Origin of the sequence: Streptomyces sp. NPDC048278 (genome assembly GCF_040652195.1) — a bacterium.
In the GTDB taxonomy this organism is placed as follows: domain Bacteria; phylum Actinomycetota; class Actinomycetes; order Streptomycetales; family Streptomycetaceae; genus Streptomyces.
Genome location: NZ_JBEZLP010000055.1, coordinates 1 through 17,450, shown reverse-complemented (window position 1 = coordinate 17,450; position 17,450 = coordinate 1). Strand labels below are relative to the sequence as shown.

14 protein-coding genes are annotated in these 17,450 nt (G+C 70.9%); 6 read left to right on the top strand and 8 right to left on the bottom strand.

Going from position 1 to position 17,450, the window contains the following annotated elements; translation table 11 throughout:
* Positions 1 to 8: 8 nt before the first annotated feature.
* Entirely contained in the window at positions 9 to 869 is an 861-nt protein-coding gene (locus AB0D74_RS47490; RefSeq protein ID WP_362601810.1) for a sugar ABC transporter permease, read from the bottom strand.
* Positions 866 to 2,227, bottom strand: a complete 1,362-nt coding sequence (locus tag AB0D74_RS47485; protein ID WP_362601807.1) for an extracellular solute-binding protein — start codon at positions 2,225 to 2,227, stop codon at positions 866 to 868. The genes AB0D74_RS47490 and AB0D74_RS47485 overlap by 4 nt, the downstream gene beginning before the upstream one ends.
* Before the next feature lie 228 nt (positions 2,228 to 2,455).
* On the opposite strand from AB0D74_RS47485, the gene AB0D74_RS47480 reads away from it, so the two are divergent.
* Complete coding sequence (locus tag AB0D74_RS47480) at positions 2,456 to 3,337, top strand: alpha/beta hydrolase (protein ID WP_362601804.1); 882 nt, start codon at positions 2,456 to 2,458, stop codon at positions 3,335 to 3,337.
* A 92-nt stretch (positions 3,338 to 3,429) separates the two neighbouring features.
* Here the strand turns inward: AB0D74_RS47480 and AB0D74_RS47475 are convergent, their stop codons facing one another.
* A complete protein-coding gene (locus AB0D74_RS47475; RefSeq protein WP_362601801.1) occupies positions 3,430 to 4,116 on the bottom strand; it encodes a response regulator in 687 nt (228 codons plus the stop codon).
* Positions 4,113 to 5,738, bottom strand: coding sequence for a sensor histidine kinase (locus AB0D74_RS47470; RefSeq protein ID WP_362601798.1), 1,626 nt, complete (start codon positions 5,736 to 5,738; stop codon positions 4,113 to 4,115). Before AB0D74_RS47470 ends, AB0D74_RS47475 begins: the two co-directional genes overlap by 4 nt.
* Before the next feature lie 151 nt (positions 5,739 to 5,889).
* On the opposite strand from AB0D74_RS47470, the gene AB0D74_RS47465 reads away from it, so the two are divergent.
* The 5 genes from AB0D74_RS47465 to AB0D74_RS47445 all read left to right on the top strand — a co-directional run bounded on the left by AB0D74_RS47465 (position 5,890) and on the right by AB0D74_RS47445 (position 11,567).
* Complete coding sequence (locus AB0D74_RS47465; RefSeq protein WP_362601795.1) at positions 5,890 to 7,272, top strand: cation:dicarboxylase symporter family transporter; 1,383 nt, start codon at positions 5,890 to 5,892, stop codon at positions 7,270 to 7,272.
* Between the two features lie 301 nt (positions 7,273 to 7,573).
* Positions 7,574 to 8,347: a DUF2127 domain-containing protein gene (locus tag AB0D74_RS47460; RefSeq protein WP_362601793.1), complete on the top strand. Its 774-nt coding sequence runs from the start codon at positions 7,574 to 7,576 to the stop codon at positions 8,345 to 8,347.
* A gap of 29 nt (positions 8,348 to 8,376) precedes the next feature.
* Positions 8,377 to 8,805: a MerR family transcriptional regulator gene (locus AB0D74_RS47455; RefSeq protein WP_362601790.1), complete on the top strand. Its 429-nt coding sequence runs from the start codon at positions 8,377 to 8,379 to the stop codon at positions 8,803 to 8,805.
* Complete coding sequence (locus AB0D74_RS47450; RefSeq protein WP_362601787.1) at positions 8,802 to 9,149, top strand: thioredoxin family protein; 348 nt, start codon at positions 8,802 to 8,804, stop codon at positions 9,147 to 9,149. The genes AB0D74_RS47455 and AB0D74_RS47450 overlap by 4 nt, the downstream gene beginning before the upstream one ends.
* A 180-nt stretch (positions 9,150 to 9,329) precedes the next feature.
* Positions 9,330 to 11,567 carry an ATP-dependent DNA helicase gene (locus AB0D74_RS47445; protein WP_362601784.1) on the top strand — a complete coding sequence of 746 codons (2,238 nt, stop codon included), beginning with the start codon at positions 9,330 to 9,332 and terminating at the stop codon, positions 11,565 to 11,567.
* Here AB0D74_RS47445 and glgB read toward each other — a convergent pair.
* The 4 genes from glgB to AB0D74_RS47425 form a co-directional block, all read right to left on the bottom strand.
* Positions 11,542 to 13,731, bottom strand: a complete 2,190-nt coding sequence (glgB, locus tag AB0D74_RS47440) for a 1,4-alpha-glucan branching enzyme (protein ID WP_362601781.1) — start codon at positions 13,729 to 13,731, stop codon at positions 11,542 to 11,544. The two genes, AB0D74_RS47445 and glgB, sit on opposite strands and share 26 nt — an antisense overlap.
* A 21-nt stretch (positions 13,732 to 13,752) precedes the next feature.
* Positions 13,753 to 15,123: a maltokinase gene (locus AB0D74_RS47435; protein WP_362601778.1), complete on the bottom strand. Its 1,371-nt coding sequence runs from the start codon at positions 15,121 to 15,123 to the stop codon at positions 13,753 to 13,755.
* A 198-nt stretch (positions 15,124 to 15,321) separates the two neighbouring features.
* Positions 15,322 to 17,025, bottom strand: coding sequence for a maltose alpha-D-glucosyltransferase (gene treS, locus AB0D74_RS47430; protein WP_362601774.1), 1,704 nt, complete (start codon positions 17,023 to 17,025; stop codon positions 15,322 to 15,324).
* Positions 17,022 to 17,450: DUF3459 domain-containing protein (locus tag AB0D74_RS47425; protein WP_362601771.1), on the bottom strand; the 429-nt coding region annotated here is incomplete at its 5' end. The genes treS and AB0D74_RS47425, both read right to left, overlap by 4 nt.

The following is a 17,450-nucleotide window of genomic DNA, read 5'->3' as shown; positions in this document are numbered from 1 at the left end:
GTCCGGGTTCACACCTCCGTGCGCAGCAGTCGCATGTAGACGACGGAGAAGAGCGAACCGACCAGGAGAAGGAGCAGAGCGACCGCGGTCCCGTACCCGATCATGCTGTTCTGGAAGGCCTGTTCGTACATGAAGAGGGGAAGCGTCTGGCTCCTGTCGCCGGGTCCGCCGCGGGTCATCACCCAGATCAGCCCGAAGACGGAGAGCGTCTGGAGGGTGTTGAGCATCAGGTTGGTTCCGATGGACCGCCGGATCATGGGGAGCGTGATGTGCCACATCCGCCGCCAGCCGCCGGCGCCGTCCACCTCCGCCGACTCCTCGATCTCGTGGGGTATCTCGTCGAGGGCGGCGGAGTAGACCAGCATCGAGAAGGCCGTGCCCCGCCACACGTTGGCGAACGACACCGCGAGGATCGGCAGCGTGAACAGCCAGTTCTGCGAGGGCAGATGGAGGAGGTCCAGGATGGCGTTGAGCGTGCCCTCCCTGCGGAAGAACGCGTACAGCAGGAACCCGGCGACGACCTCCGGCAGCACCCACGCCGTCACCACGATCCCCCCGGTGAGCGTCCGCACCGGCTTCGACGCCCGCCGCATCAGCGCGGCGAGCGCGAGCCCCAGCGTGTTCTGCCCGACGAGCGAGGACAGCACGGTGAAGACCAGGGTCAGCCAGACGGCGTTCAGGAAGGCGTCGTCGCGGAACGCCCTGCGGAAGTTGGCGAAACCGACGAAGGACGAGTGCGCCTGCCCGGTGAGCTGGAGGTCGGTGAAGGCGATCCAGGCGCAGTAGACGATCGGCCCGCCCAGGAACAGCAGGATCAGGACCAGGGCGGGGGTGAGCGGGAGGGTGCGGGCGATACGACGGGTGATCACGGGGTGACCACTTGGCCGTCGGTGACGTCCTTGAGGTTCGCGTCGTACTGGCTCGCGGCCTTGTCGACCGACGCGTCCCCGGTGGTCACGCTCTCCATGGCCTCCTGGATGGCGGTGGAGACCTTCGGGTAGGCGGTGTAGGCGGGCCGGTAGTGCGTGCTGGCGACGAGACCGGTGAAGAACCTGATGCCGGGCTGGGCGGACGTGTACGACGGGTCGCTCGCGACGTCCTTGCGTACCGCGATACCCGAGTTGGCGATGTACCACTTCTCGGCGTTCGCCTTGGTCTGCATGGTCTTGACGAAGTCGAAGGCGAGGTCGGGGTTGCCGGCCTTGGCGGGGACGGCCCAGGTCCAGCCGCCGGACATGCTCACCTTGCCGGGGGCCTGGCCGTGCTGGGTCGGCATGTAGGCGAGCCCGAGCCGCGAGGACCAGTCGGGCCACTCGTGGCCGCTGCCCTTGCCCCACGACTGCGGCAGCCAGGACCCGTCGAGGTTGATGCCCAGCTTGCCCTGGGGCATCAGCTCACCCCAGACCGTGTTCCGGTAGTTGGGGTCGAGCGCGTCGGAGACGTCCGGTCCGAGCTTGTCCTTGTACACGGTCTCGACGAACGACAGCGCGTCCTTGAACCCCTGGCTCCCGGCGATCCACTTCTTGCTGGTCTTGTCGTAGAGCGGGTCGCTGGTCCCGTCGTTGGTGCCGTACAGCAGCATCTCGAAGCCCTGCATGCTGGCGGTCTCACCGGCGGCCTTGCCGGTGTAGACGTTGAGGGGCGTGACGCCGGGGACCTTCTTCTTGATCGTCCGGGCGGCGGCCAGTACGTCGTCCCAGTTCTTCGGCTGCCAGTCGGCGGGCAGCCCGGCCTTCGCGAACACCCGCTTGTCGAACCAGAGTCCGCGGGTGTCGGTGCCGTCCGGCACCCCGTACGTCTTCCCGTCCTCGCCCCTGGCCGCCGACTTCGCGGTGTCGATGAACTGCCCCCAGTCCGGCCACTTGGCGAGATAGGGGTCGAGGGGCTTGAGATACCCGCTGGTGATGTCGGAGTTGATGAGGAAGGTGTCCTCGTAGACGAGGTCGGGAGCGGTCCGCGGGGACCTCAGCATCTGCTGGAGCTTGGTGTAGTAGTCCGCGTCCGAGGCCTTGATGGGGACGAGCTCGACCTTCTTCCCCGGGTACTCCTTCTCGAACTGCTTCTTGATGTCCGCGAGATACGTGTCCGTCACCTTGACGGAGTTGTCCATGGACTGCTTGAACGAGACCTTCACGGTGTCCGGACTGCTGCCGGATCCGCCGCTGCACGCGGTGAGCGAGGCGGCGGCGGTGACGAGGGCAACGATGCTGACGGCGGTGGGGCGCACGGGCACGACCTCCTCGGCGGCCACTCCGCTGTGGCCTGGGGGTTCGTCTCTGTCTGCCCGGTGAAGGTAAGTGGAGTGGTCTAGTCAGGTCAATGTGCGTGCAGGGGATTGGTGATCGGGGCAGCGGCCGGGATCCGCCTGGCGGACCACGGGCGGGTACGCAGCGGACGCGCAGGTCGGGCCGGTATTCCGGGTGCGGTCCCCGGTCGGCCGTGACAGGCTCGCCGCATGTCCGTCGTTGACGTTTCTCCCCAGGTGTCCATCGCGTACGAGAGTTTCGGCGACCCCGGGGATCCCGCCGTCCTGCTCGTGATGGGGTTCGGCGCGCAGCTGATCGCCTGGCACGAGGACTTCTGCCGGACGCTGGCGGATCGCGGCCGTCACGTGATCCGGTACGACAACCGTGACTGCGGCCTGTCCACCAGGTTCGACGAACACCCCGTCGACATGGGCGAGTTCATCGCCGCCGTGACCTCGGGCGACCTGCCGGCGGCCCTCGCGATGGTCCCCTACCGGCTCTCCGACATGGCCGACGACGGCCTCGGCCTGCTCACCGCGCTCGGCATCGGACGCGCCCACGTGGTCGGTGCCTCGATGGGGGGAATGATCGCCCAGACGATGGCGATCTCCGCCCCGGAGCGGGTGCTGACCCTGACGTCGATGATGTCCTCGACCGGCGAGGGCGAGTACGGCCGGCCCAGCCCGGAGGCCCAGGCGGTGCTGTTCGGTCCGAAGCCCGCGGACCGCGAGGGGTACGTCGCGGCAGCGGAGAACGAACTGGTCTGGGCCTCCAGGCGATACGGCGACGCCGCCGCGCTGCGTGAGCTGGCGGCGGCCGGCTACGACCGCGCCCACTACCCCGCGGGGATCGGCCGGCAGCTCGGCGCGATGATCCTCAGCGGGTCACGCGCGGACGCACTCCGCGAACTCGTGACCCCGACGCTGGTGATCCACGGCCTGGACGACACGCTGATCGACCCGAGCGGCGGCAAACGCACCGCGGACCTCGTGCCGGGCGCCCGGCTCCTACTGCTCCCCGACATGGGCCACGACCGTCCGCGCGAACTGTGGCCCCAGCTCATCGACGCCCTGGTGGAACACACCGGCTGAGCGGAGCACCGACACGCCGTCGGCCCGGGCATCTCGCCGCCGCGGACCGGCGGCTGTGCGGCGCAGGAACCGTCTCCGGGCCGCCGAGGTCATCACCCGCGCCGGCGCTCCCACCGGTACACCAACTCCGGCCGCCCCACCTGCCCGTACAGTGGACTGCGGCCCGCCCGGCCCGCCTCCACCAGGTGCTCCAGGTAGCGCCGGGCCGTGATGCGGGAGATTCCCACGCTCTCCGCGAGCGCTGCCGCGGTCAGGCCCTCCGCCGACTCCCGCAGCGCGATCGTCACCCGCTCCAGGGTCGGCGCGCTCAGGCCCTTCGGCAGGGCCGCGGGCGACGGTGCCCGCAGTGCCGCCAGGGCCCGGTCCACCTCGTCCTGGCCGCTGGCCTCGCCCGCCGCCGCGCGGAACTCGGCGTACCGGGTCAGCCGGTCGCGGAGGGTCGCGAAGGTGAACGGCTTCAGGACGTACTGGACCACGCCCAGCGAGACGCCCTCCCGGACCACCGCAAGGTCCCGCGCCGACGTGACCGCTATGACGTCCGCCTGGTGCCCCGCCGCCCGCAGCGAGCGCGCGAACTGCAGGCCGTGCACGTCGGGCAGGTGCAGGTCCAGCAGGAGCAGGTCCACGGGCGTGCGGTCCAGGATCCGGCGGGCCTCCGCTCCCGTGTGCGCCTTGCCCACCGCCACGAACCCCGGCACCCGGCCGACGTACAGGACGTGCGCGTCCGCGGCCACCGGGTCGTCCTCGACGACCAGGACTCTGATCGGCTCCCCGGTCATCCGGCCCCGCCTTCCGTCACCGACGCCCGCAACGGCAGCCGTACCTCGAACACCGCTCCGCCCTCCGGCGCCTCCGCCACGGTCAGGGTGCCGCCCAGCCGTGTCACCGCCTGGCGGACGAGCGCCAGGCCCAGCCCCCGGCCGCCCGGTCCCGCCGGCTTCGTCGAGAAGCCGCGCTGGAAGACCAGCTCGGCGTGGCCGGGGTCGACCCCCGCGCCCGTGTCCGTCACCCGCATCACCAACTCGGCGTCCTCCGCGTACGCGGTCACCGTCACGCGCGCCCTGACCGTCCCCTGGGCCGCGTCCACCGCGTTGTCGATCAGGTTGCCGAGGATGGTGACCAGATCGCGCGCCGACAGGCTCTCCGGTAGCAAACCGTCATCCAGCCGGCTCTCGTCCGAGACCACCAGCTCCACGCCCCGCTCGTTGGCCTGCGCGGTCTTGCCCAGCAGCAGGGCGGCCAGGACCGGTTCGGCGACCGCCGCCACCACCTGGTCGGTCAGCGCCTGCGCCAGCTCCAGTTCCGCCGTCGCGAAGTCCACCGCCTCCTCCGCCCGGCCCAGTTCGATGAGCGACACCACCGTGTGCAGGCGGTTCGCCGCCTCGTGCGCCTGCGAGCGCAGCGCCTGCGTGAAACCGCGCTCCGAGTCCAACTCGCCCATCAGTGACTGGAGTTCGGTGACGTCCCGGAGGGTGGCCACCGTGCCGCGCCGCTCACCGCCCGACACCGGGGACGTGTTCACCACCAGGACCCGGTCCGCCGTCAGGTGCACCTCGTCCACCCGGGGCTCGGAGGCCAGCAGCGCGCCGGTCAGCGGCGCCGGCAGGCCCAGCTCGGCCACCGACCGCCCGATCACGTCCTGCTCGGCGGCCACTCCCAGCAGCTCCCGCCCGCCGTCGTTGATCAACGCCACCCGGTACTGGCCGTCCAGCATCAGCAACCCCTCGCGCACCGCGTGCAGCGCCGCCTGGTGGTAGTCGTGCATGTGGCTCAGTTCCGCGGCGTTCATGCCGTGGGTGTGGCGGCGCAGCCGTGCGTTGATCACGTACGTGCCGAGCGCGCCCAGCAGCAGCGCGCCCGCCGCGACGCCGAGCAGCGCCGTCACCTGTTCCTGGACCCGCTGGCTGATCGCCTCCACCTTGATGCCGGCGCTCACCAGGCCGATCACCCGGCCCTTCTCCTCCACCGGGGTCACCGTGCGGACGGAGGCGCCGAGAGTGCCCTTGTAGGTCTCGCTGTAGGTGTGGCCCTGCTGGGCCGCCTCGATATGGCCGAGGTAGTGCTTGCCGATCTGGGTCCGGTCGGGGTGGGTCCAGCGGATGCCGTCCGGGGTCATGATCGTGATGAAGTCGACCTCGGTGTCGCGCATCACCTGAAGGGCGTACGGCTGGAGCTCGGCCGTGGGGTTCGCGGTGTGGATCGCCGCGCGGACGGACGGGGAGTCGGCGACGGACCGGGCCACCGCGGTCGCCTGCCGGGTCGCCGCCTCCTCCGCCTGGTGGCGGTCGCTGACGTACGTGAACAGCGCGTAACCGGCGACCACGACCGCTATCAGCACGGCCTGCATGCCGAAGAGCTGGCCGGCCAGGCTGCGGGGGCGGGGGACGGACGGAAAACGCATGTCAGCAGTGTGCCTCCCGGGTCGGGCATGAACTCAATGAACGGAAGGGTGACCGCCCTCACAGACCGGGAGATAGTCACGGCATCCCCCACATCGCCCGGACGTGAGCCGCACGCCGGTGGTACCGACGAAGACGTCAAGGAGGGCAGCCGTGGCCGCAGCCAGCACCCCCGATACGGCACCTGCCGCACCCGCTGTGAAGCGGGATCGCACCCATTACCTGTACATCGCCGTGATCGCCGCGGTGGCCCTCGGCATCGTCGTGGGGCTCGTCTGGCCCGACGCCGGTGTCGAGCTGAAGCCGCTCGGGACCGGCTTCGTCAACCTGATCAAGATGATGATCTCGCCGATCATCTTCTGCACGATCGTGCTCGGGATCGGGTCCGTGCGGAAGGCCGCGAAGGTCGGTGCCGTCGGCGGCATCGCGCTCGGCTACTTCCTGGTGATGTCGCTGGTCGCGCTCACCATCGGCCTGGTGGTCGGCAACATCCTGCACCCTGGCGACGGGCTGCACATCACCAACGCCCTCAAGGCCACCGGGCACGCCCAGGTGGACTCCGAGGCGCTCGGCGGCGTCGACTTCGTGCTGTCGATCATCCCGACCACGTTCGTCTCCGCCTTCACCGAGGGCCAGGTGCTGCAGACGCTGCTGATCGCGCTGCTCGCCGGGTTCGCGCTGCAGGCCATGGGGTCGGCCGGGCAGCCGGTGCTGCGCGGTGTCGAGCACATCCAGCGGCTCGTCTTCCGCATCCTCGGCATGATCATGTGGGCCGCGCCGATCGGTGCGTTCGGCGCCATCGCCGCCGTCGTCGGCTCCGCCGGTATCGACGCGCTCAAGAGCCTCGCCGTGCTCATGCTCGGCTTCTACGTCACCTGCCTGCTCTTCGTCTTCGTGGTGCTCGGCACGGTGCTGCGGCTCGTCTCCGGGCTCAACATCCTCCTGCTGTTCAAGTACCTCGCCCGCGAGTTCCTGCTGATCCTCTCCACCTCCTCCTCCGAGTCCGCGCTGCCGCGGCTCATCGCGAAGATGGAGCACCTGGGCATCAGCAAGCCGGTCGTCGGCATCACCGTCCCGACCGGGTACTCCTTCAACCTCGACGGCACCATGATCTACATGACCATGGCGTCGCTGTACATCGCGGACGCCCTCGGTACGCCGATGTCGGTCGGCGAGCAGATCCCGCTGCTGCTGTTCCTGCTGCTGGCCTCGAAGGGGGCGGCGGGCGTCAGCGGCGCCGGTCTCGCCACGCTGGCCGGCGGTCTTCAGTCGCACAAGCCCGCGCTGGTGGACGGCGTCGGTCTGATCGTCGGCATCGACCGGTTCATGAGCGAGGCCCGGGCGCTGACCAACTTCGCGGGCAACGCGGTCGCGACGGTGCTGATCGGTACGTGGACGAAGGAGATCGACAAGGCGCGGGTGCAGCGGGTGCTCGCGGGTGAGCTGCCGTTCGACGAGAAGACGCTGCTGGATGAGGGGGAGCCGGTGGTTGCGCCGGAGCTTCCCGAGCAGCGCGAGGAGCTGGCGAAGGCGTAACCGCCGTCGTCGGGTGCCGGTGGGTGGGGGCTGGTCGCGCAGTTCCTCCCCCCAGCCTTCGGCCGGGGGGACCCCAGCGCCCCTTACGGGGCGCCAAGCCCGGGGCCCGCTGAAAGCCGCCGGACGTCCGGCCCGGCCTGAACCCGGGCCGGGCGTCCGGTCACCGTACTCCGGGCGGCTGGGAACTCCCCCCGTTGTCCAGCCGCCCGGTCCACCCCTCGGTGCCGCCTGTCAGACGTATCCACTAACGTGCCGTTCCTGTCCAACGGGAACGGCACGTCGGTATATGGAGGCACGGGGGATGGCGATCGACTGGGACCGTCGGCACTGCGCGCGCAAGGGGCATGTGACCTATGCCCCGGACGATCCGCGGCTGCGGGTGCGGCTGCACGCGCAGACCGCGGTCGGGGACGCCTGGCGGTGCCTGCGCTGCGGGGACTTCGCGCTCGGCGAGCCGCACGGCTCGGGGCCGGCCGCGGACGCTCCGCTGGTGCCGCGCGGGAAGGTGCTGCGGGACCTGTTCATCCTGCGCTTCCTGGCGATCGAGCGGGCCGTGCGCGGGGTGTTCATCGTGCTGGTCGCGGTCGCCGTGTGGAGGTTCAGCAACAGCCAGGACGCGGTGCGCAGGCTCTTCAACGAGTACCTGGACACGTTCCGGCCGGTCTTCAAGCACTTCCACTACGACCTCGACCACTCACCGGTCGTCGGGTCCATCCAGAAGGCCTTCGGCTACAAGCACTCCACGCTGCTGCTGGTGGCCGGACTGCTGCTGGCGTACGCGCTGATCGAACTCGTCGAGGCGGTCGGCCTCTGGTACGCCAAGCGGTGGGCGGAGTACCTGACGGTGGTCGCCACCGCCGCCTTCCTGCCGCTGGAGATCTGGGAACTCACCGAGAAGGTCAGCTACCTGAAGATCGCGACCCTCGCGCTGAACATCCTCGCCGTGCTCTACATCGCCCTGGCCAAGCGGCTGTTCGGGCTGCGGGGCGGGCGCAGGGCCTTCGACGAGGAGCGGCAGAGCGCCTCGCTGCTCGAGGTCGAGGAGTCCGCGGGGGTCGAGCCGAGCTTGCCTTGACGTCGGCGTCAAGTCCTACGGTCGTAGCCATGCGCATCGGCGAGCTGGCCGCACGGGCCGGGACCACGACACGGGCCCTGCGGTACTACGAGGCGCGCGGGCTGCTGCCCGCGCGGCGGGCCGGGAACGGGCACCGGACGTACGACGAGAGCGATCTGAAGCTGCTCACGCAGATCCGGACGCTCCAGGACGTCGGGTTCGAGCTGGAGGAGACCCGGCCGTTCGTGGAGTGCCTGCGGGCCGGGCACCCGGAGGGCGACACCTGCCCGGCGTCGCTCGCGGTCTACCGGCGCAAGCTGGCGGAGCTGGACTCGCTGATCGGCGAGTTGCAGGCCGTGCGGGCGACGGTCGGGGCCCAGCTGGAGCGGGCCGAGCAGGCCCGGGACACGCTGGCCGTCGAGGCGCTGGCTCCGGGGGGCCCGGAGCCGGTCTGCGAACTGGGAGGGACCGGGCGATGATCAAGGCGGCGGGAGTGGCCGAGGTGACGGACGCCGACTTCGCGGCGGAGGTGATCGGGGCGGAGCTGCCGGTACTGGTGGAGTTCACCGCCGACTGGTGTCCGCCGTGCCGGCAGATGGGTCCGGTGCTCGCGGCGCTCGCGGCGGAGGAGGGCGAGCGGCTGAAGGTGGTGCAGCTGGACGTGGACACCAATCCGGAGACGACGAACGCGTACCGGGTGCTGTCGATGCCGACGTTCCTGGTGTTCCGGGGCGGTGAGCCGGTGCGGTCGATGGTGGGCGCCCGGCCCGGGCGGCGGCTCCGCGAGGAGCTGGCCGACGCGCTGCCCGACGTACTGGGCTGAACCGGCCGGTCATACGAAGAATCCCCCGGACAATTGCGTCCGGGGGATTTCTTTGCGTATATTCAAGAGTTCGCGACTTCAACTCGATGGTGAAATCGGTCAAGTCGCGAAGAAGTTCAGTGGGCACAGTATATCCGGCCGGGAGCGGAATTGTCAAACACCGAATTTCCAGACGATGAATTGCGCCACGAGCAGGAATTCATCGACGGACTGTACGCACGGGTGGACGCCCTGCGCGGCGACACCGAGGGCTCGGTCGCGGACGCCCTCGCCCTCGGCGACAAGCCCATGCAGGCCCGCCTGGAGCGGGACATCCTGGTAGCGGAGCGCTCCGGGCTGCTGGCCGCGCTGAACGCCGTCGACGGGTCGCTGTGCTTCGGCCGCATCGACCTGACCTCCGGCACGAAGCACCACATCGGGCGGATCGGGCTGCGCCTGGACGACGCCGAGCGCACCCCGGTCCTCGTCGACTGGCGTGCCGAGGTCGCCCGCCCCTTCTACCTGGCCACCGGCCACACCCCGATGGGCCTGCGCCGCCGCCGGCACATCGCCACCGACGGCCGCCGGGTCGCCTCCCTGCACGACGAGATCCTCGACCTCGGCGACCGCGAGCGCACCGGCCACGAGGACCCGTCCGGCGACGCGGTACTGCTCGCCGCGCTCGACTCGGCCCGCACCGGCCGGATGAGCGACATCGTGCAGACCATCCAGGCCGAGCAGGACGAGATCATCCGGGCGCCCCACCGCGGGGTCCTGGTGGTCGAGGGCGGCCCGGGCACCGGGAAGACGGCGGTCGCGCTGCACCGCGCCGCCTTCCTCCTCTACGAGTACCGGGAGCTGCTCGCCAAGCGCGCGGTCCTGATCGTCGGCCCGAACCCCGCCTTCCTCGGCTACATCGGCGAGGTGCTGCCCTCGCTCGGCGAGACGGGCGTGCTGCTGGCGACGGTCGGCGAGCTGTTCCCCGGCGTGAAGGCGACGGCCGCGGACACCCCCGAGGCGGCTGCCGTGAAGGGCCGCGCCGACATGGCCGACGTGCTCGCCGCCGTCGTACGCGACCGGCAGGCGCTGCCCGACCCCGTCATCACCGTCGAGCACGACCGCGAGGTGCTGATGCTCGACGACGGCCTGGTCAACATGGCCCGCGAGCGCACCCGCGCCGCCCGGCTCCCGCACAACGTGGCCCGTGAGCACTTCGAGGGCCACATCCTCAACACCCTCACCGACCTCTACGCCGAGCGCGTGGGCACCGACCCCTTCGACGGCAGCAGCCTGCTCGACCCCTCCGACATCACCCAGATCCGCGACGAACTCGCCGAGAACCCCGAGGTCTGGTCCGCCGTCGACCAGCTCTGGCCGCGGCTCACCCCGCAGCGCCTGGTCGCCGACTTCCTGGCCGGCCCCGAGGGGTACCTGGACGACGCCGACGCAGCCGCGATCCGCCGCCCGGTGACCCGGACCTGGACGGTCTCGGACGTGCCCCTCCTCGACGAGGCGGCCGAGCTGCTCGGCGTGGACGAGCGGGTCGCCCGGGCCCGCGCCGAACGCGAGCGCGAGACCCAGATCGCCTACGCCCAGGGCGTCCTCGACGTCTCGTACGCCTCCCGCACCTACGAGTTCGACGACAAGGAGGACAGCGACCCCGACTCCTCCGAGGTGCTGTCCGCGCACGACATCATCGACGCCGAGCGGTTCGCCGAACGCCACGAGGAGGAGGACTTCCGCAGCGCCGCCGAGCGGGCTGCGGCCGACCGCACCTGGGCGTTCGGGCACATCATCGTGGACGAGGCGCAGGAACTCTCCCCGATGGCCTGGCGGTTGCTGATGCGGCGCAGCCCGACCCGCTCCATGACCCTGGTCGGCGACCCGGCCCAGACCGCGGAGGCGGCCGGCGTCGGCTCCTGGGCGGACATCCTCCAGCCCTACGTGCAGGACCGCTGGGAGCACACCCGCCTCGGCGTCAACTACCGCACCCCGGCAGAGATCATGGACCTCGCGGCGGCCGTGGTCCGCGCCGAGCACCCGGACTTCGAGCCCCCGAGCTCGGTCCGCTCGACGGGCGTACGGCCGTGGGTGCGCCCGACGGACGACCTGCCCGGCGCCGTCCAGAAGGCGGTCGCCGAACTCGCCCCCGCCGAGGGCCGGCTGGCCGTCATCGCCCCCCGCGACCTGCACCGCGCCCTCGCCGCCCGCCTGGACGGCGTCACGGCCGGCGCCGAACCCGACCTGACACGGACCGTCGTCCTGCTCGACCCGCGCCAGGCCAAGGGCCTCGAATTCGACTCCGTCCTCGTGGTGGAACCGGACCGCTACGGCACCAGCGACCTCTACGTGGCCCTGACCCGGGCCACCCAGCGGCTGGGGGTGCTGTACACCGGCGGCCTGCCGGACGGGCTCAGGCAGGCCGCAGCCACACCGTAGCCAGCGGTGGCAGGGTCAGGCGGATGCTCGCGGGGCGGCCGTGGCTGCCCTGGGGCTCCGGTTTGACCGGGTCGGGGTTGGTGACGTCGCTGCCGCCGTAGCGGGCCAGGTCGGTGTTGAGGGTCTCGTGCCAGGCGGGGATCTCGTCCGGGACGCCCAGGCGGTAGTCGCGGACCACGGGGGAGAGGTTGGAGACGGAGAGCAGCGGCGTGCCGTCGGCGTCCAGGCGGAGGAAGGCGAATACGTTGTCGTCCGCGCCCTCCGCCGCGTCCCCGACGATCCACTGGAAACCGTCGGGCGCCGTGTCCCGCTGCCACAGCGCCGGGGTCGCCCGGTACACCGCGTTGAGGTCGCGGACCAGGTCCCGTACGCCGCGGTGGTCGGCCGCCGCGCCGTACTGCGGGTCGAGCAGCCACCAGTCCGGGCCGTGCACCTCCGACCACTCCGAGCCCTGGGCGAACTCCTGCCCCATGAAGAGGAGCTGCTTGCCGGGGTGGGCCCACATGAAGGCCAGGTAGGCGCGGTCGTTGGCGCGCTGCTGCCACCAGTCGCCGGGCATCTTGGAGACGAGCGAGCGCTTGCCGTGCACGACCTCGTCGTGGGAGATGGGCAGGACGTAGTTCTCGCTGTACGCGTAGACCATCGAGAAGGTCATCTCGTGGTGGTGGTACTTGCGGTGCACCGGCTCGTGGGACATGTACTCCAGCGAGTCGTGCATCCAGCCCATGTTCCACTTCAGGCCGAAGCCCAGCCCGCCGCCGTCGGTGGGGCGGGTCACGCCCTCCCAGGCCGTCGACTCCTCGGCGATCGTCACCACGCCCGGGGCATGGCGGTAGACGGTCGCGTTCATCTCCTGGAGGAACGCCACCGCGTCCAGGTTCTCCCGGCCGCCTTGCTCGTTCGGCGTCCACTGGCCCGGCTCGCGCGAGTAGTCCAGGTACAGCATGGAGGCGACCGCGTCGACCCGCAGGCCGTCGATGTGGAACTCCTCGCACCAGTACAGGGCGTTCGCCACCAGGAAGTTGCGCACCTCGCGGCGGCCGAAGTCGAACTCCAGGGTGCCCCAGTCGGGATGCGCGGCCCGCAGCGGATCCGCGTGCTCGTACAGCGGGCGGCCGTCGAACTCCGCCAGCGCCCAGTCGTCCCGCGGGAAGTGCGCCGGCACCCAGTCCATCAGCACCCCGATGCCGGCCCGGTGCAGCGCGTCGACCAGGAACCTGAAGTCGTCGGGGGTGCCGAGCCGGGCCGTCGGCGCGTAGAAGCCGGTGACCTGGTAGCCCCAGGAGCCGCCGAAGGGGTGCTCGGCGACCGGCATCAGCTCCACGTGCGTGAAGCCCAGGTCGCCGACGTAGGCGGGCAGTTCCTCGGCCAGCTGCCGGTAGGTCAGGCCTGGCCGCCAGGACGCCAGGTGCACCTCGTAGACCGAGAACGGCGCCTCGTGGACGGGGGTGTCGCCGCGGTGCGCCATCCACTCCGCGTCGTCCCACTCGTGCCGGGACCCGGTGACGATCGACGAGGTGTTCGGGGGCACCTCGGTACGCCGGGCCATCGGGTCCGCCCGCAGCGTCCGGGAGCCGTCCGGGCGGGTGATCTCGAACTTGTACAGCTCGCCCTCGCCGATGCCCGGCAGGAACAGCTCCCATATCCCCGAGGAGCCGAGCGAGCGCATCGGCGCCCCGGTGCCGTCCCAGAAGTTGAAGCCGCCGGCCACCCGCACGCCCCGCGCGTTCGGCGCCCACACCGCGAACCGGGTGCCCGGCACGCCCTGGTGGGTCGTCGGATGCGCGCCGAGCGCCTCCCACAGCCGCTCGTGCCGGCCCTCGCCGATCAGGTGCAGGTCCAGGTCGCCGAGGGTGGGCAGGAAGCGGTACGCGTCCTCCGCCTCCTGGACCGTCCCCTCGTACTCCACGAGCAGCCGGTACACCGGCACCTCGGAGAGGGGGAGCAGGGCGGAGAAGAAGCCGTCGCCGTCGTCGTGCAGTTCGGCCCGCAGATCCCTGCCCGCGACGGCCGTCACCGCGCGGGCGTACGGGCGGAACGCGCGCACGGCGATCCCGCCCGGGACCGGATGCGCGCCCAGCACCGAGTGCGGGTCGTGGTGGGTACCGTGCAGCAGCCGTTCACGGTCGCCGACGGCTACGGACACGGGGTTCTTGGAGGTCACGGACGCGTCTCCCGGAGATGATCAGGTCGGGTCGGGGGTGGCCAGACGGTGTACGGCCGACAGCGGGACGGGCAGCCAGTCGGGGCGGTGCCGGGCCTCGTAGACGACCTCGTAGACGGCCTTGTCGGTCTCGAAGGCCCGCAGCAGGACGGGATCGGTGCGCGGGTCGGCACCGGTGATCTCGGCGTAGCCGGAACAGTAGGCCGCCCGGCACCGCCGCGCCCAGTCCGGGGCCGCCGGGGTCACCGAGTGGGCGGCGTAGTCGAAGGAGCGCAGCATCCCGGCGATGTCCCGCACCGGCGGCTGCGGCATCCGGCGCTCGGCCAGCGGACGGGCCGGCTCCCCCTCGAAGTCGATCAGCGACCACTCGCCGGACGGCGCCCGCAGGCACTGCCCCAGGTGCAGGTCGCCGTGGACGCGCTGCGCGGTCCAGGTGCGGCCCTCGGCGGCCAGGTCGGCCAGCGCGGTGTAGGCGGACCGCAGCCCGTCCTCGTACGGCCGCAGCGCGGGCACCGCCTGCACGGCCGCCGCCAGCCGCTCGGTCATGCCGGCGACCTGCGACTCCAGCCGGCTGTGCCCGAGGGTGGCGGTCGGCAGCGCCCGGGCCAGCGCCGTGTGCACCTCGGCGGTGGCCCGCCCCAGCGCCCGCGCCTCGGCCGTGAAGTCCTCGCCCTTCGCCAGCTCGCGCAGCGCCAGCTCCCAGCCGTCGGTGGCGCCGCGCACGAAGGGCTGGAGGACGGCCAGGACACAGGGCTCCCCGCCCGGCTCCGCCAGCAGCCACGCCGTCGGGGCGGGCACCCGGGCACAGCCCTCGCGGGCCAGGGCCAGGGGTATCTCCAGATCGGGGTTGACGCCGGGCACGACCCGGCGCAACAGCTTCAGGATGAACGTATCTCCGTAGACGACCGAGGAGTTGGACTGCTCGGCGGTCAGCAGCCGGGCCACCAGCCCGTCGCGTATCTCCCGGCCCGGCTCGCGCTCGAAGCGCAGGTCACCGATGCGGGCCCGGGTGCGCAGGGCCTCCAGGAGGAGCTCGGCGGGCCGGGGGTCGTACAGCGCGTCGTAGACCGTGTGCCCGGCCAGCGGGCCCTCGGTCAGGTGTCCGATCAGCGCGGGTGCCAGCCGGGGCGGCAGCGCCTCGCGCACGCCTATGAGGAGCTGGTAGCAGTCGCCGGCCTCGGCGGGGGCGGGCGGCTGGTGGGCGCGGACCAGCAGATGGTGCAGGCCGAGCCGGCCGTCCGACGGCAGGAGTTCGGTCTCGGCCACCGGGGAGAAACCCGTGACCGGGGACCCCTTGCCGGCGAACCAGCGCTGCCGGGGCAGCCACTCGCGCAGCAGAGGGTCGAGCGAGGCGAGGAGAGCGGGAGTGGAGGGGCTGACCGTTTCCGCCATGGCGGTACGTCCTTTCCCCGGTCGTCGGGGGCGTTAGTGATGCGTGCCCCGGGCGGGCGGGAGGAAACCAACCGTCGCCGCCCGGGGTGGACTGTGCCAAGCGCTCCGCCGGGTGCGCTGAGTGTCGACTGCGGGCCGGTGGGGGCCGGTCGCGCAGTTCCTCCCCCAGCCTTCGGCCGGGGGGACCCCCAGCGCCCCTTACGGGGCGCTGCCTGGGCGCAGGCGGAACCAGTAGAAGCCGTGTCCGGCGAGGGTGAGCAGGTACGGCAGTTCGCCGACCGCCGGGAACCGGACCCCGCCGAAGAGCTCCACCGGGTGTCGGCCGTCGAACCGCCTGAGGTCCAGTTCCGTCGGCTGCGCGAACCGGGAGAAGTTGTGCACGCAGAGGACCAGGTCGTCCTCGTACTCGCGCAGGAACGCGATCACCGCCGGGTTCGACGACTGGAGCTCGGTATAGGACCCCAGTCCGAAGGCAGGATTCTGCTTGCGGATCTCGATCATGCGGCGGGTCCAGTGCAGCAGGGACGACGGCGAGGACATGGAGGCCTCGACGTTGGTGACCTGGTAGCCGTAGACGGGGTCCATGATCGTGGGGAGGTAGAGGCGTCCGGGGTCGCAGGAGGAGAAGCCGGCGTTGCGGTCGGGGGTCCACTGCATGGGGGTGCGGACGGCGTCGCGGTCGCCGAGCCAGATGTTGTCGCCCATGCCGATCTCGTCGCCGTAGTAGAGGATCGGCGAGCCGGGCAGGGAGAGGAGCAGGGCGGTGAAGAGTTCGATCTGGTTGCGGTCGTTGTCGAGGAGGGTGGCCAGGCGGCGGCGGATGCCGATGTTGGCGCGCATACGCGGGTCCTTCGCGTACTCGGCCCACATGTAGTCGCGTTCCTCGTCGGTGACCATCTCCAGGGTGAGTTCGTCGTGGTTGCGCAGGAAGATGCCCCACTGGCAGCCGGACGGAATGGCCGGGGTCTTGGCGAGGATCTCCGAGACGGGGTAGCGGGATTCCCTGCGCACGGCCATGAAGATCCGCGGCATCACCGGGAAGTGGAACGCCATGTGGCACTCGTCCCCGCCGCTGCGGTAGTCGCCGAAGTAGTCGACGACGTCCTCCGGCCACTGGTTGGCCTCCGCGAGGAGCACCGTGTCCGGATACTGCGTGTCGATCTCCTTGCGCACCCGCTTCAGGAAGTCGTGGGTCGCGGGCAGGTTCTCGCAGTTGGTGCCCTCGCGCTGGTAGAGGTACGGCACGGCGTCGAGGCGGAAGCCGTCGATGCCCAGGTCCAGCCAGAACCGGAGCGCGGAGAGGATCTCCTCCTGCACGGCCGGGTTCTCGTAGTTGAGGTCGGGCTGGTGCGAGAAGAACCGGTGCCAGTAGTACTGCTTGCGCACCGGGTCGTAGGTCCAGTTGGAGACCTCGGTGTCGACGAAGATGATCCGCGCGCCCTGGTACTGCTTGTCGTCGTCGGCCCAGACGTAGTAGTCGCCGTAGGGGCCCTCGGGGTCCCTCCTCGACTCCTGGAACCACGGGTGCTGGTCGCTGGTGTGGTTCATGACGAAGTCGATGATGACGCGCATGCCGCGCTGGTGGGCGGCGTCGACGAACTCCACGAAGTCGGCGAGGTCGCCGAACTCGGGGAGCACGGCGGTGTAGTCGGAGACGTCGTAACCGCCGTCCCGCAGCGGGGACTTGAAGAAGGGCGGCAGCCAGAGGCAGTCGACGCCGAGCCACTGCAGGTAGTCGAGCTTCGCGGTCAGGCCCTTGAGGTCGCCGATGCCGTCGCCGTTGCTGTCCTGGAACGAGCGGACCAGGACCTCGTAGAAGACGGCGCGTTTGAACCAGTCCGGGTCCCGGTCCTTTGCGGGTGTGTCCTCGAAGGTGTCCGGGACGGGTTCGTTGACGATCATTGTATGGGTGACCCTCCGATCCGCGGGGACGGTCGCAGGACGGTGAGGATGTGCGCGGCCCGGTGACCCGGTTCCAGGCGCACATAGTTGGCCCTGCCCCAGTTGTAGGTTTCGCCGGTGAGCTCGTCGCGCACCGGCACCGACTCGTGCCAGTTCAGGCCGAGTTGCGGCATGTCCAACGAGACCGTGGCCTCCTGGGTGTGGTGGGGGTCGAGGTTGACGACCACCAGAACCGTGTTCGATCCGCTCCGCTTGCTGTAGACGATCACCGCGTCCTGGTCGGCGTGGTGGAAGTGGAGGTCGCGCAGCTGCCGCAGGGCCGGGTTCGCTCGCCGGACGGTGTTGAGGCGGGTGATGAGCGGGGCGATGCCGTCGGTGTCGGCGCGGTCCCAGTCCCGTGGCCTGAGCTGGTACTTCTCGGAGTC